The sequence below is a fragment of the Actinophytocola algeriensis genome, from assembly GCF_014203735.1.
Classification (GTDB): Bacteria; Actinomycetota; Actinomycetes; order Mycobacteriales; family Pseudonocardiaceae; genus Actinophytocola; species Actinophytocola algeriensis.
Window position 1 is genome coordinate 225,565 of the sequence record NZ_JACHJQ010000001.1, and the last position, 13,225, is coordinate 238,789.

The 13,225-nt window shown below is 72.0% G+C and carries 12 protein-coding genes; 7 read left to right on the forward strand and 5 right to left on the reverse strand.

Annotation, left to right across the window (positions count from 1 at the left end):
* Positions 1-131 precede the first annotated feature (131 nt).
* Positions 132-791: a hypothetical protein gene (locus tag FHR82_RS01080; RefSeq protein ID WP_184808320.1), complete on the forward strand. Its 660-nt coding sequence runs from the start codon at positions 132-134 to the stop codon at positions 789-791.
* Here FHR82_RS01080 and FHR82_RS01085 read toward each other — a convergent pair.
* Positions 780-1,556, reverse strand: coding sequence for an IclR family transcriptional regulator (locus FHR82_RS01085; RefSeq protein ID WP_184808321.1), 777 nt, complete (start codon positions 1,554-1,556; stop codon positions 780-782). The genes FHR82_RS01080 and FHR82_RS01085 overlap by 12 nt on opposite strands.
* A 73-nt stretch (positions 1,557-1,629) precedes the next feature.
* Between FHR82_RS01085 and hutH the strand changes: the two genes are divergently transcribed.
* From hutH to hutI, 5 genes are all read left to right on the forward strand, one after another.
* The gene (gene hutH, locus FHR82_RS01090) at positions 1,630-3,126 is read left to right on the forward strand and encodes a histidine ammonia-lyase (RefSeq protein WP_376706376.1); all 1,497 of its coding nucleotides are present in this window, start codon (positions 1,630-1,632) and stop codon (positions 3,124-3,126) included.
* Positions 3,127-3,259: 133 nt separating this feature from the next.
* Positions 3,260-4,912, forward strand: coding sequence for a urocanate hydratase (hutU, locus tag FHR82_RS01095; protein WP_184808323.1), 1,653 nt, complete (start codon positions 3,260-3,262; stop codon positions 4,910-4,912).
* A gap of 116 nt (positions 4,913-5,028) precedes the next feature.
* Positions 5,029-6,201: an allantoate amidohydrolase gene (locus FHR82_RS01100; protein ID WP_311770906.1), complete on the forward strand. Its 1,173-nt coding sequence runs from the start codon at positions 5,029-5,031 to the stop codon at positions 6,199-6,201.
* Positions 6,198-7,541, forward strand: coding sequence for a formimidoylglutamate deiminase (locus FHR82_RS01105; protein WP_184808325.1), 1,344 nt, complete (start codon positions 6,198-6,200; stop codon positions 7,539-7,541). Before FHR82_RS01100 ends, FHR82_RS01105 begins: the two co-directional genes overlap by 4 nt.
* A complete protein-coding gene (gene hutI / locus FHR82_RS01110) occupies positions 7,538-8,677 on the forward strand; it encodes an imidazolonepropionase (protein WP_184808326.1) in 1,140 nt (379 codons plus the stop codon). The genes FHR82_RS01105 and hutI overlap by 4 nt, the downstream gene beginning before the upstream one ends.
* On the opposite strand, the gene FHR82_RS01115 is transcribed toward hutI, so the two are convergent.
* The 3 genes from FHR82_RS01115 to FHR82_RS01125 form a co-directional block, all read right to left on the reverse strand.
* Positions 8,674-8,859, reverse strand: a complete 186-nt coding sequence (locus tag FHR82_RS01115) for a hypothetical protein (RefSeq protein ID WP_184808327.1) — start codon at positions 8,857-8,859, stop codon at positions 8,674-8,676. The two genes, hutI and FHR82_RS01115, sit on opposite strands and share 4 nt — an antisense overlap.
* 100 nt (positions 8,860-8,959) lie before the next feature.
* Entirely contained in the window at positions 8,960-9,139 is a 180-nt protein-coding gene (locus FHR82_RS01120; RefSeq protein ID WP_184808328.1) for a hypothetical protein, read from the reverse strand.
* A gap of 17 nt (positions 9,140-9,156) precedes the next feature.
* Positions 9,157-11,181, reverse strand: coding sequence for a glycogen debranching N-terminal domain-containing protein (locus FHR82_RS01125; protein ID WP_184808329.1), 2,025 nt, complete (start codon positions 11,179-11,181; stop codon positions 9,157-9,159).
* On the opposite strand from FHR82_RS01125, the gene FHR82_RS01130 reads away from it, so the two are divergent.
* Complete coding sequence (locus FHR82_RS01130) at positions 11,180-12,172, forward strand: aldo/keto reductase (RefSeq protein ID WP_184808330.1); 993 nt, start codon at positions 11,180-11,182, stop codon at positions 12,170-12,172. The two genes, FHR82_RS01125 and FHR82_RS01130, sit on opposite strands and share 2 nt — an antisense overlap.
* 63 nt (positions 12,173-12,235) lie before the next feature.
* On the opposite strand, the gene FHR82_RS01135 is transcribed toward FHR82_RS01130, so the two are convergent.
* On the reverse strand, positions 12,236-13,201 hold the full coding sequence (locus FHR82_RS01135; protein ID WP_184808331.1) for a hypothetical protein: 966 nt from the start codon (positions 13,199-13,201) through the stop codon (positions 12,236-12,238).
* Between the last annotated feature and the right edge of the window lie 24 nt (positions 13,202-13,225).

Sequence of the window (13,225 nt, forward strand, 5' to 3'; positions counted from 1 at the left end):
ACTGATGAAGGGCACCGCCGCGGCGGTGCCCTTCATGGCGTTCTGGCCGGTTGTTGCCGGGAGGGGCCGGGGGCCGGCGCCGGCTGGTTACCGTCCTGGCGTCGCCAGCGGGGCGAGCAATGGAGGACGCCGTGGAGTGGAACACCGAGCGCGGGCTGCGAGTCGCCAGGGTGGTCATGTTCGCGCAGGCCGCGGCGTCGATCGCGATCTGGGTCGTGCAGCTGCTGACGATCGCGGGCAGGCTCGACCACAACCAGGAGGTGCCCGGGTCGGTGTGGCTCGTGGCCGTCGCCAACCCGGTGATCGCCGTGCTCGTCGGGGTCGCGGCGGTGTTCCTGTGCACCCGCGCGTGGGCACGGGTGCTCGGCGTCGTCATGGAGTGCATCGGGATCGTGGGTGCGCTGATCAGCGTGCTCACCGGCTTCTACCAGGCGCTGGCGGCGATGGCGGTGGCCATCGTGGTGATCGCGCTGATCCACCGGTACCGGGTCCGTTCGGTCGCGGACGCGGGCAGCCACCGGTCGGTCCGGCAGCCACCGGAAGGGCCGGTCACGTTCCGCCTCCGGCTGGGTGTCGCGGCTGTCGCCCTGGTGGCGTCGGGGTGTTCCAGCCCGGAACCCATGGTGTGCCAGGGCGGGTTCTGCAGCGGTCCCGCCTACTCGCCGTCCACCGGCCAGCAGGTCGAGAACGGCGTGGTCGCCGTGGCCAGCGTCATCGGCCTGGTCCCCATCGTGCCCCGCAGCGCGGCGGGTCCCGCGCGGCGGACGACAGGGCCGTTCTCAGGCTCCTGACCGCGCGCCACCGATCCGCGTGGTCAGCTCCTCCGCCGCCCGCCGGGTCTCCTCGGCCAGGTCAGGCCAGGTCTCGCCGCACTCGGGGTCGCACTCGTGGCGGAACGTGGTCGAGATGGCCGCGATCGGATGCCCGCTGTGGTCCAGAACCGGCGCCGCCACCGACGCGAACCCGGCGGTCACGTACCCGTCCTCCACCGTCCAGCCGCGCTGCCGGGCCGCCGTGAGCGCCCGCCGCAGCGACGGCAGGTCGGCCGGGCCCCGCCCGGTCCGGTCCACGAACGCCGACCGCCCGGGGAACAACGCCCTGACCTGCGCGGCAGGCAGCGCACCCAGCATCGCGCGCCCCGAAGCGGGCAAGTGCGCGGGCAGCCGCACGCCGACGTCCGTCACCACCGTCGCGTGGAACGACGGCTGTTCCCGCACCACGTACAGCGCCTCCCGCCCGTGCAGCACACCCAGCTGCGCCACGTGCCCGGTCCGGCCGATCAGCGCACGCAGCACCGGCCTGGCCAGCCGCTCCAGGGGGTCGTGCCGCAGGTACGCCGAGCCCAGTTCGAACGCGGCCAGCCCCAGCCCGTAGCGCCGCTCCTCCGGCAGGTGCGTCACGAACCCGGCCGCCGTCAGCTCCGCCAGCAGGTGGTACGTCGTCGAGCGGGGTAACCCCAGCTCACGGGCCACATAACCGGCCGTCACCGGGCCCGCGCGGCCCGCCAGCAGCCGCAGCACCGCCAGGCCGCGGCGCAGGGCAGGCACATCCGTCATGTGTCTGGGATACCAGACCGCTATCGCCGACCTCGGGTCGTGCGGACGGCGGAACAGCGCTGAGATGTACCCCATGGTCGTGATCGATGGCGGGCCGCTCACCCGCGAACAGGTGGTCGCCGTCGTGCGGGGGCACGCGCCGGTCGAGGTCGGGGACACCGCACTCGCCGAGGTGGCCAAGACCCGTGAGCACGTCGAGCGGCTCGCCGAGGCCGCCACCCCCACCTACGGCGTCTCCACCGGATTCGGTGCGCTCGCCACCCGCCACATCCCGCTCGACCGCCGCGCCGCGCTGCAGCGGTCGCTGATCCGTTCGCACGCCGCGGGCGCGGGTGACCCGGTCGAGGTCGAGGTGGTGCGCGGGCTGATGCTCCTGCGCCTGCGCACCCTCGCCTCCGGCCGCACCGGGGTCCGCCCGGAGATCGTCGACGCCCTGACCGGCCTGCTCAACGCCGGCATCACGCCGGTCGTCCACGAGTACGGCTCGCTCGGCTGCTCCGGTGACCTCGCGCCGCTGTCGGCGGTCGCGCTGGCGCTCATGGGCGAGGGCGACGTGTTCGTGGAGAACCGGCTGCTGCCCGCGAAGGACGCGCTCTACGAGGCGGGCATCAGCCCCGTGACGCTCGCCGAGAAGGAGGGTCTCGCGCTCATCAACGGCACCGACGGCATGCTCGGCATGCTGGTGCTCGCCCTCGACGACCTGCGGAAACTCCTCGACGTCGCCGACCTGACCGCCGCCATGTCCGTCGAGGCGCTGCTCGGCACCGACCGCGTGTTCGCGCCCGAGCTGCAGGCGCTGCGCCCGCACCCCGGCCAGGCCCTCTCCGCCGCGCGCATGACCGCGCTGTTAGCGGGGTCCGCGATCATGGAGAGCCACCGCGGCCCGCACTGCAACCGCGTGCAGGACGCCTACTCGCTGCGCTGTGCACCGCAGGTCCACGGCGCGGCGCGCGACACCGTCGCCTACGTGGAGACCGTCGCGGACCGCGAGCTGGCCGCCGCCATCGACAACCCCGTCGTGCTGCCGGACGGGCGGGTCGAGTCCAACGGCAACTTCCACGGCGCCCCGGTCGCCTACCCGCTGGACTTCCTCGCGATCCCGGCCGCGGACGTCGCCAGCATGGCCGAGCGCCGCACCGACCGGATGCTCGACGCGACCCGCAGCCACGGCCTGCCGCCGTTCCTCGCCGCCGATCCCGGCGTCGACTCCGGCCACATGATCGCCCAGTACACGCAGGCCGCGGTGGTGTCGGAGATGAAACGCCTCGCGGTCCCGGCGTCGGTCGACTCGATCCCGTCGTCGGCGATGCAGGAGGACCACGTCTCGATGGGCTGGTCGGCCGCCCGCAAGCTCCGCAAGTCGATCGACGGGCTCACGACCGTGCTCGCCGTCGAGCTGCTCACCGCCGCCCGCGCGCTCGACCTGCGCGCCCCGCTCACCCCCGCACCCGCGACCGCCCAGGCCATCGCGGCACTGCGCCGCACCGTGCCCGGGCCCGGCCCGGACCGCCACCTCGCCCCGGAGATCGCCGCCGCCGAAAATCTGATCCGATCAGGAGAGCTGCCATGACGTCGCACGACCCGAGCGGCCGCCAACCGCACCTAAGGGGAACGGAACGCAACCCAGCCACAAGTACGTCCCTGACAGGACATGATCAGCCCACGGCGACCAACACATCGAAATTCGGGGAGGCGGAACAGTCATGACCGCTGGACCCCGCCCCGTGCGTGCCGCCCGGGGCACGACCCTGACCGCGCGCAGCTGGCAGACCGAGGCCGCGCTGCGGATGTTCCACAACAACCTCGACCCCGAGGTCGCCGAGCGGCCCGACGACCTCGTCGTCTACGGCGGCACCGGCAAGGCCGCCCGCAACTGGGGCAGCTTCGAAGCCATCACCCGCGAGCTGACCGCGCTGCGTGAGGACGAGACCCTCCTCGTCCAGTCCGGGAAACCGGTCGGCGTGATGCGCACGCACGAGTGGGCGCCCCGGGTGCTGATCGCGAACTCGAACCTCGTCGGCGACTGGGCGACGTGGCCGGAGTTCCGGCGCCTCGAGTCGCTGGGCCTGACGATGTACGGCCAGATGACGGCCGGGTCGTGGATCTACATCGGCACGCAGGGCATTCTGCAGGGCACCTACGAGACGTTCGCCGCCATCGCGCGCAAGCGGTTCGGCGGCAGTCTCAAGGGGACGATCACGCTCACCGCCGGGCTCGGTGGCATGGGTGGTGCGCAACCGCTCGCCGTCACCATGAACGAGGGTGTCGCGCTGTGCGTCGAGGTCGACCCGGCCCGTGCGCACCGCCGCGTCGAGACCCGCTACCTCGACGAGGTCGCCTCCGACCTGGACGACGCGGTCCGCCGTGTCGAGGCCGCCAAGAAGGAAGGCCGCGCGCTGTCGGTCGGCGTCATCGGCAACGCGGCCGAGGTCCTGCCCGAACTGCTGCGCCGCGGTGTCGACATCGACATCGTCACCGACCAGACCTCCGCCCACGACCCGCTGGCCTACCTGCCGAAGGGCATCGCGCTCGACGACTGGTCCGACTACGCGGCCAAGAAGCCCGACGAGTTCACCGACCGCGCCCGCGACTCGATGGCAGACCACGTCGACGCCATGATCGGGTTCATGGACGCGGGTGCCGAGGTGTTCGACTACGGCAACTCCATCCGCGGCGAGGCCAAGCTCGGCGGCTGCGACCGCGCGTTCGACTTCCCCGGGTTCGTGCCCGCCTACATCCGGCCGATGTTCTGCGAGGGCATGGGCCCGTTCCGGTGGGCCGCGCTCTCCGGTGACCCGGCCGACATCGCCGCCACCGACCGCGCGATCCTAAACCTGTTCCCGGAGAAGGAATCCCTCGCCCGCTGGATCCGCATGGCCGGTGAAAGGGTTGCCTTCCAAGGGCTTCCCGCGCGCATCTGCTGGCTCGGCTACGGCGAGCGGCACCTCGCGGGCGAGCGGTTCAACGAGATGGTCGCGAGCGGTGAGCTGTCCGCGCCGGTCGTGATCGGCCGCGACCACCTCGACTGCGGGTCGGTCGCCTCCCCGTACCGCGAGACCGAGGCGATGGCCGACGGCTCCGACGCGATCGCCGACTGGCCGCTGCTCAACGCCATGATCAACACGGCGTCGGGGGCCAGCTGGGTGTCGATCCACCACGGCGGTGGCGTCGGCATCGGGCGGTCCATCCACGCCGGTCAGGTCACGGTCGCCGACGGCACCGCCCTCGCCGGTGAGAAGATCAGCCGCGTGCTGACCAACGACCCGGGCATGGGCGTCATCCGCCACGTCGACGCGGGCTACGACGAGGCCCGCCACGTCGCCGTCGAGCGCGGCGTGACTGTGCCGATGCCATGAGCGGAGCTTGCGGAGCGAATCATCAGGCACCGGGCGGAGCTTGCGGAGCGAATCATCAGGCACCGGGCGGAGCTTGCGGAGCGAATCATCAGGCACCGGGCGGGCTCCTCGCGGCCATCGAGGGGGTCGGCCGCGATCGCAAGCGCGGCGGCTACTCCCGGCACGTCTTCGAACCTGCCGAACGTGAGCTTCGCGAGTGGTTCGTCGAGGAGGCGGAACGCCGCGACCTCGCCGTGCGCACCGACCGCAACGGCAACATCTGGGCGTGGTGGGGTGAGCCGGGGACCGACGCGGTCGTCACCGGCAGCCACCTCGACTCGGTGCCCGGCGGTGGCGCGTTCGACGGGCCGCTCGGCGTGGTGTCCGCGCTGGCCGCCGTGGACGCGTTGCGGGCACAGGACTTCACCCCGATCCGCCCGCTCGCGATCGTCGTGTTCGCCGAGGAGGAGGGCGGCCGGTTCGGGGTGCCGTGCCTCGGGTCGCGGCTGATGTCCGGCGCGATCGACCCGGACGTCGCGCGCCGCCTGACCGATCCGGCGGGCATCACGTTCGCCGAGGCGGCGGCCGAGGCCGGGCTCGACCCGGCGCGCGTCGGCCGGGACGACGAGGCACTCGCGGCCGTGCACACGTTCGTCGAGCTGCACGTCGAGCAGGGCCGCGGCCTGATCGACCTCGGTGCGCCGGTCGGGGTGGCGTCGTCGATCCTCGCGCACGGCCGCTGGCGGTTCGGGTTCGCGGGCGAGGGCAACCACGCGGGCGCCACGCTGCTCGGCGACCGCCGCGACCCGATGGTCCCGGCCGCGGAGATGGTGCTGGCGGCCAGGATCGCGGCGTCCGAAGTGGACGACGGGCGCGCGACCGTCGGCCGGATCGTGCCGAACCCCGGTGGCACCAACGTGATCGCGTCCACGGTCGACGTGTGGCTCGACGCGCGGGCGGGCGACGACGCGAGCACGCGCGAGATCGTCGAACGGGTCCGGGCGATGGCCGCCGACGCCGCCGAGCGCGAGAACTGCGTGCTGACGGTCGTCGAGGAGTCCTACGGTGACACCGTCGTGTTCGACAGCGAGCTGCGGGATCAGGTGTCACGGGCGCTGGGCGGGGTGCCCGCGCTGCCGACCGGCGCCGGGCACGACGCGGGCATCCTCGCCGCGCACCTGTCGACCGCGATGCTGTTCGTGCGCAACCCGACCGGTATCTCGCACGCCCCGGAGGAGTTCGCCGAAGCTGACGACTGTCAGGCCGGGGTGACCGCACTCGCGACCGTGCTGGAACGGCTCACCGGATGACCACCTTCTGGTGCGAGCACGCGTGGGTGGACGGCGCGGTCGCGCCCGGGGTGGTGGTCGGCGCCGGCGACGGCCGGATCACCGCGGTGTCCCGTTCGGACAGCCCGCCACCGGGGGCGCACGTGTTGCGCGGCATGGTCTTCCCCGGGTTCGCGAATGTGCACTCGCACGCGTTCCACCGCGCGCTGCGCGGCCGCACCCACGCCGGCGGCGGCACGTTCTGGACGTGGCGGCGTGGCATGTACCAGCTGGCGTCCCGGCTCGACCCGGAGAGCTATCTGAAACTCGCCACCGCGGTCTACGCGGAGATGGCGGTCACGGGCGTGACCGCGGTCGGCGAGTTCCACTACCTGCACCACCCACCGGGCGGCGGCCGCTACGCCTCACCGAACGCGATGGGCGACGCGCTGCGGGAGGCCGCGCGCGCGGCCGGGATCCGTCTCACACTGCTCGACACCCTGTACCTGACAGGCGGTATCGACACCGCTGCTTCGCGAAGCTTGCGGAGCGATCACCAAACACTGTCATTGGAGCAGCAACAGTTCTCCGACGGCAGTGTCGACGCGTGGGCGGACCGCGCGCTGCCAGGTCACGACGACGCCACCACCCGCGCCGGGGCCGCCATCCATTCGGTGCGTGCCGTGCCCCGGGACGCGATCGCCGACCTTGCGTCCATTGTGGAGGAACGAGCGCTGCACGTCCACGTGTCCGAGCAGCCCGCGGAGAACGAGGCGTGTCTCGCCGCGTACGGCCTGACGCCTGTCAGGTTGCTGGCGGAGTCCGGCGCGCTCGGCCCGAACACGACTGCCGTGCACGCCACGCACCTGACCGGTGCGGACATCGAGACTCTCGGCTCGTCGCACACCGCGGTTTGCTTCTGCCCGACCACGGAGGCGGACCTCGCCGACGGCATCGGCCCGGCGCGTGAGCTGGTCGACGCCGGCGCCCCGCTGTCGCTCGGCAGCGACCAGCACGCGATCGTGGACCCGCTGGCCGAGGTGCGCGCACTGGAGCACGGCGAGCGGCTGCGCACCGGGCAGCGCGGCCGGTTCACGCCGGTCGAGCTGATCACCGCGCTGACCTCCGCCGGCAACGCGGCGCTGGGCTGGCCGGACGCCGGGACGATCCGCGCCGGCGCGCCCGCGGACCTGACAGCCGTTCGGCTCGACAGCATCCGCACCGCGGGCAGCCGCCCCGACCAGGTGCAGTACGCGGCGACCGCGTCCGACGTGCACACGGTCGTGTCGGGCGGCGTTGTCATCGCCGAGAACGGACAACACGCACGGCTGGGTGACGTGGGCAGGCTGCTCACCGACGCGATCGAGGAGTTGTGGACGTGAGTGTGCTCATCACCGGCATCGGCGAGCTGACCACCAACGACGGCCCGGCCCGGACCGACGCCGCGCTGGTGCTCGACGGTGACCGGATCGCGTGGGTCGGCGCGGCGGCGGAGGCACCCGACGCGGACGAACGCGTCGACGTCGAGGGCCGCGCCGTCCTGCCGGGCTGGGTCGACAGCCACACCCACCTGGTGTTCGCGGGGGACCGGACGGCCGAGTTCGCCGCACGCATGTCAGGTCAGCCGTACACGGCGGGCGGGATCGCCGTGACCGTGGCGGCGACCAGGGCCGCCGCCGACGACGAGCTTCGGCAGGTGCTGCGCAGGCACGTCGCCGAAGCGGTGGCTCAGGGCACGACGTGCGTGGAGACCAAGACCGGCTACGGACTGACGGTCGCGGACGAGCTGCGGTCGGCGCGCCTCGCCGCCGAGGAGGTGGACGAGGTCACGTTCCTCGGCGCGCACCTCGTCCCGGCCGAGGTGTCCACGGAGGACTACGTCGCCCTGGTGACCGGCGAGATGCTCGACGCGGTCGCTCCGCACGTGCGGTGGGCGGACGTGTTCTGCGAGACCGGCGCGTTCGACGAGGACGCCTCCCGTGCCGTGCTGGCGGCGGCCTCGGCGAAAGGCCTCGGCCTGCGCGTGCACGGCAACCAGCTGGGCTACGGCCCCGGCGTGCGGCTGGCGGTGGAGATGAACGCCGCGAGCGTCGACCACTGCACCTACCTGACCCGGTCCGACGTGGACGCGCTGGCGCAGTCGGACACGGTGGCGACGGTGCTGCCCGCGTGCGACCTGTCGACCCGCCAGCCGCTACCTGACGCGCGTCAGCTACTGGACACCGGCGCGACGGTGGCGCTGGCGACGAACTGCAACCCCGGCTCGTCGTACACGTCGTCGATGGCGTACTGCGTGGCGACGGCTGTGCTGCAGATGCGGATGTCGGTCGAGGAGGCGGTGCGCGCGGCGACGTGGGGCGGCGCGCGGGCGCTGCGGCGCGACGACGTCGGGGTGCTGCGGGTGGGTGCGCGCGCGGACGTGCACGTACTTGACGCCCCGTCGGTGACGCACCTGGCGTACCGGCCGGGGGTGCCGTTGACGTGGGCGGTGTGGCGAGCCGGCGTGCGGGCGCGTTAGAGCACCCAGAGGCCGACGGCGCCGACGAGGACCACGACGACGAACAGGATCACGATGATGAACGCCCAGCGGGTGGGTGGGCGGTAGGTCGGTTTGTCCTCGTCCTCGATGGGTGGCCGTTCGTGCGTGAACGGGTCACCGCCGAAGATGACGGGGTCGTGCTGCGTGTCTTCGCCTGCCATGGCGCCCTCCCGAGGGTTGGCCTCCGGCCCCCGGGTTCCATGCTACGGCGCGGGACCGACAACCGCCCGGCGCCGAGGGCGAGTTGTCCACAGGCCGGGGTCAGACCAGCCAGATCACCAGCGCGACCACCACCACGCCGATGCCCAGGCCGATGAAGATGAGCCGTTTGAACGGCGTCTCCTCACCGGACGGGTCGAGCACGTCGCGCTTGTCGTCCGCGTGGGGGTTCTGGTCCAGCGGGATCCAGTCCGGGTCGTCGGTGGGCTGTTCGTCGGCCATGCGCGCATTCTCCACGGTCAGGACACGGTCGCCACGCTCGCCGTGCCTGCCTCGTCCACGGTGATCCGCAGGCGGCGGCCCGCGACCTCGACGCCGTCGACCGTCAGCGGGAACCACGCCGCAAACGCTTGCGACGGGCGCACCTCGACCGTGCCGTTCGCGGCGTCCGGGGACAGGCCGAGCGCCGCCCGCACGAACACCAGCGCCGACGCCGCCGACCACGCCTGCGGTCGGCACGTCGACGGGTAGTCCAGCAGCGGGCCGTCCTCCTCGGCCCAGCCGCCGTACAGCTCGGGCAGGCGGTGCGCGAACCGGGCCCCGGCCCGCACCACACCCGTCGCGAGCGCCGCCGCCACCGCCGCGTGCCCGGTCCTCGCCAGCCCGTCGACCGCGATCGCCGTGTCGTGCGGCCACACCGAACCCGTGTGGTAGCCAACCGGGTTGAAGAACGGGTGCGTGCCGTCGAAGGTCCGCAGCCCGGAACCGCTGTCCAGGCGTTCGCTGCCCAGCCGTGCCGCCACCAGCGCGGACTCCTCCTCGGTCAGCAGTCCGGAGTCCAGCAGGTGCCCCATGTTCGACGCGAGTGCGTCGACCGGTGCGCCGTGTGCGTCCAGCGCCAGCGCGGGGAACGGACCGCCGGCGTCCCGCACCCAGAACTTCGCGCGGAAGCGGGTGTTCAGGTCCGCCGCCCATGCCCGCGCCTCGGCCGCGCCCGGCTGCCCGAACGTGTCGAGCAGCGTCGCCGCGTCCAGTGCCGCGCGGTGCGCGTACGCCTGCGCCTCCGACAGCGCGACCGGCGCGGCGGCGATGTTCCCCGCACTGTCCTGAATGGAGTCCGGGGAGTCCTTCCAGCCCTGGTTGGCGAGGCCGGTGCCCGTGCTGTCCTGGTAGGCCAGGAAGTCGTCGTGCGACAGGACCCAGTCCAGTGCGCGGCGCAGCGGGCCGAGCAGGTCCGTGACGTCCGCGCCCCAGCGCCACGCGTCGTGCAGCAGCGAGATCCACAGCGGGGTGGCGTCGATCGTCCCGTAGTAGACCGGCGGCAGGCCCACCGCACTGTCCACACCGGACGGAACACGACGGATCTCGTGGGCGATCTTGCCTGGCTCCTCCTCGGTCACCGGGTCGTGCTTCGTGCCCTGCCTGCGGGCCAGTGTGCGCAGCGTGCCCATGGCGAGGTCCGTGCCGAACGGCAGCGCGAACCGGGCCGTCCACAGCGAGTCGCGGCCGAACAGCGTCAGGTACCACGGGGCACCCGCCGCCGCGAACAGGTCGTCAGGTGCGGTGGCGTCCGCGAGGAGCAGGTGGCGCAGGTCGTCGAGCCCGGTGCGAAAAACGGCTGTCAGGTTAGCGTCCGCGCTGGTCAGGGCTGCGGTGAGCGCGCCGGCGCGGGGTGCGGTGAACACGGCGTCGTCGCTCGCGGACGCCGCGGTCAGGGTCACCGTCCAGGTCACGCGGGTGCGGGCCGGGAGGGTCAGGTGCCAGTCGAGGCGTGCGTGGTCGGCCAGTTCCACGTGGTCGGGGGCCCGGTCGGTGGTCGCGACCGTGACACGGCCGCCGACCGCCCACTCGACCGCGCCAGTAGGAGCCACCAGCGCGGGCCGCTCCCCGCCGCGGAACGCCAGGATCGGAGCCAGGTCGGCGGCCAGCCGGACGCTCACCGTCGTCGTGACCTCTCGGCGCGAGTCGTTGACCAGGGTGATCGTCTCCCGCAGCGTGTCCGGTGCGGTGCGGCGGAGCCGTTCGACCCGGACCGTCGGCTCGGTGAGCTCGTCGCCGAGATGCCGCGCGGCGGACACGAACCGCAGTGTCGCGGGATCCTCCTGCCGGTGGCCCAGCGCGACGGGCTGACGGTCGTCGACCACGACGGTCAATTCGGCGAGGTGCCGGACGTCGGCGACGATCCAGCCCTGCGCGCCGTCGCGCCTGACCTGGCCGTCCGGCGCGGACAGCACGGAGGCGGGCGCGGCGACCGCGGTGACGAGTTCGTGCAGGAACGGCTGGTTGTGCATCTGGAGTAACTCCGGGCGTAGGTTGGCTTTCATGGAGTACACACAGCTCGGCCGCAGTGGCCTCTCCGTGTCCCGGCTCGTGCTCGGCACCATGAACTTCGGTCCCGAGACGTCCGAAGAGGACAGTCACGGGATCATGGACCGCGCGCACGAGCACGGCATCAACTTCTTCGACACCGCCAACGTATACGGCTGGCAGAAGGGGGAGGGGATCACCGAGCAGATCATCGGCCGGTGGTTCGAGAAGGGCGGCGGCAGGCGTGAGAAGACCGTGCTGGCCACGAAGCTGTACGGCTCGATGGGTGACTGGCCGAACGAGACCTTCCTGTCGGCGCTGAACATCCGCCGCGCGGCGGACGAGTCGCTGCGCAGGCTGAAGACCGACCACATCGACCTGTACCAGATGCACCACGTCGACCGGAACACGCCGTGGGACGAGATCTGGGAGGCGTTCTCCACGCTGCGGCAGCAGGGGAAGGTCCTGTACTTCGGGTCGTCGAACTTCGCGGGCTGGCACCTCGCGCAGGCGCAGGAAGCCGCGCGGTCCCGGCACTTCCTCGGCCTGGTCAGCGAGCAGTCGATCTACAACCTGATGACCCGGTGGGCCGAACTGGAGGTGCTGCCCGCAGCGCGGCACTACGGCATCGGCGTGATCCCGTGGTCGCCGCTGCACGGCGGGCTGCTCGGTGGCGTGCTGCGCAAACAGCGCGAGGGCTCGGCGTCCCGGTCCGCCTCGGGCCGCTCGTCGGACGCGCTCGAGAAGTACCGCGACCGCATCGAGGCGTACGAGAAGCTGTCGGCCGACCTCGGTGCCGACCCCGCGGACGTCGGCGTCGCGTGGCTGCTGCACCAGGAGGGCGTGACCGCGCCGATCATCGGCCCGAGGACGCAGGCGCAGCTGGACGGCTCACTGCGTGCCGTGGAGCTGAAGCTGGACGCGGACACGCTCGCCAAACTGGACGAGCTGTTCCCGGCCCCGGGCCCGAACGGCTCGAAATCGGCCCCGGAGGCCTACGCCTGGTGACCGGACGACGCCCCGGGTGCCGATGGACCCGGGGCGTCGCTCACTGGGCTCTGGACACAGTCGTCACGGCCCGCCGAGGTAGTCCTTCAACCAGATGCCGTCCTGGTACTCGAGCGCCTCCATGAATACGTTGTCGTTGTGGTTGTGGGGTTGGCAGATCGGCATGATGTATACCGAGTCGGACCCCTTCGGCATCGTGTGCGCCACCGTGCCCGTGATGATGTGGCCGCCGACGAACGAGGTGCCGCAGTTGAACCCGTTGAAGTGGTAGGACGTGCAAATGTTCGGGTACACCCCGAACTGATCGGCCCACAGGTTGATCCACGTCTTGCCGGCGATCCTCGGATCGTTCGTACTGCCGATCACGTTCGCGAATGCTTCACCGACGCTGAAATGCACCGTGCCGCCCCATACGGACTCGATCGTCACCACCTCGTCCTGCGGGCCCAGTTCGGCCCCGGGCTCGTACAGGCCCTGAAACACCCCGTCCCGGTAGACGACCAGCAACTTCTGGTAGTCGTCCGGCGAAATCTCGGGCGGTGTCGTACGAACCCGGACGATCAGGCCGGGGAGGCTCTTCAGCGCGGCGATCAGGGACTCGTTCGCGGCACGTGCCATCCCGCGCAGCACCTCGTCGACTCCGACGGTCAACGGGGTACGGCAGTTCCAGTGCCGGTTCCCCATGAGATCGTCGGCCAAGAACCCCGCCGATCCGGCGGCCCGGTGGTAGCAGCACTCCTCGGTCCCCGCCGGGAACGTGACGAGGCGGAGACCGTCCGCCGAGGCGAAGTCGGTACCGCAGACCGTCACCGTGTGCCGAGCCTCGTCATAGACGTAGCCGAACACGAGCCGCCCCAGGAGCCGCCGGTTCCCGAACGCGGTGAACTTGCCGACGTCGACGTCCTCCGACTGGAACGTGTGGGCACCGTCCTCGAGTGAGATCTCGACCGTCGAAGGAGTTTCGACCAGCTCGACGAGTGGTGTTTGGTGACCGACGTGGGGGGCGAACGAAATCTTGACCGAAAGCATGAGACCTCGATCCGTCGTGGGTGC

What these genes read in the sequence shown, in the direction of transcription:
- FHR82_RS01085 (WP_184808321.1), bottom strand. Translation starts at nt 1,556, where the DNA reads ATGACGGATGTGCCTGCCCTGCGCCGCGGCCTGGCGGTGCTGCGGCTG.
- hutH (WP_376706376.1), top strand. Translation starts at nt 1,630, where the DNA reads ATGGTCGTGATCGATGGCGGGCCGCTCACCCGCGAACAGGTGGTCGCC.
- hutU (WP_184808323.1), top strand. Translation starts at nt 3,260, where the DNA reads ATGACCGCTGGACCCCGCCCCGTGCGTGCCGCCCGGGGCACGACCCTG.
- FHR82_RS01105 (WP_184808325.1), top strand. Translation starts at nt 6,198, where the DNA reads ATGACCACCTTCTGGTGCGAGCACGCGTGGGTGGACGGCGCGGTCGCG.
- FHR82_RS01115 (WP_184808327.1), bottom strand. Translation starts at nt 8,859, where the DNA reads ATGGCAGGCGAAGACACGCAGCACGACCCCGTCATCTTCGGCGGTGAC.
- FHR82_RS01120 (WP_184808328.1), bottom strand. Translation starts at nt 9,139, where the DNA reads ATGGCCGACGAACAGCCCACCGACGACCCGGACTGGATCCCGCTGGAC.
- FHR82_RS01130 (WP_184808330.1), top strand. Translation starts at nt 11,180, where the DNA reads ATGGAGTACACACAGCTCGGCCGCAGTGGCCTCTCCGTGTCCCGGCTC.
- FHR82_RS01125 (WP_184808329.1), bottom strand. Translation starts at nt 11,181, where the DNA reads ATGAAAGCCAACCTACGCCCGGAGTTACTCCAGATGCACAACCAGCCG.
- FHR82_RS01135 (WP_184808331.1), bottom strand. Translation starts at nt 13,201, where the DNA reads ATGCTTTCGGTCAAGATTTCGTTCGCCCCCCACGTCGGTCACCAAACA.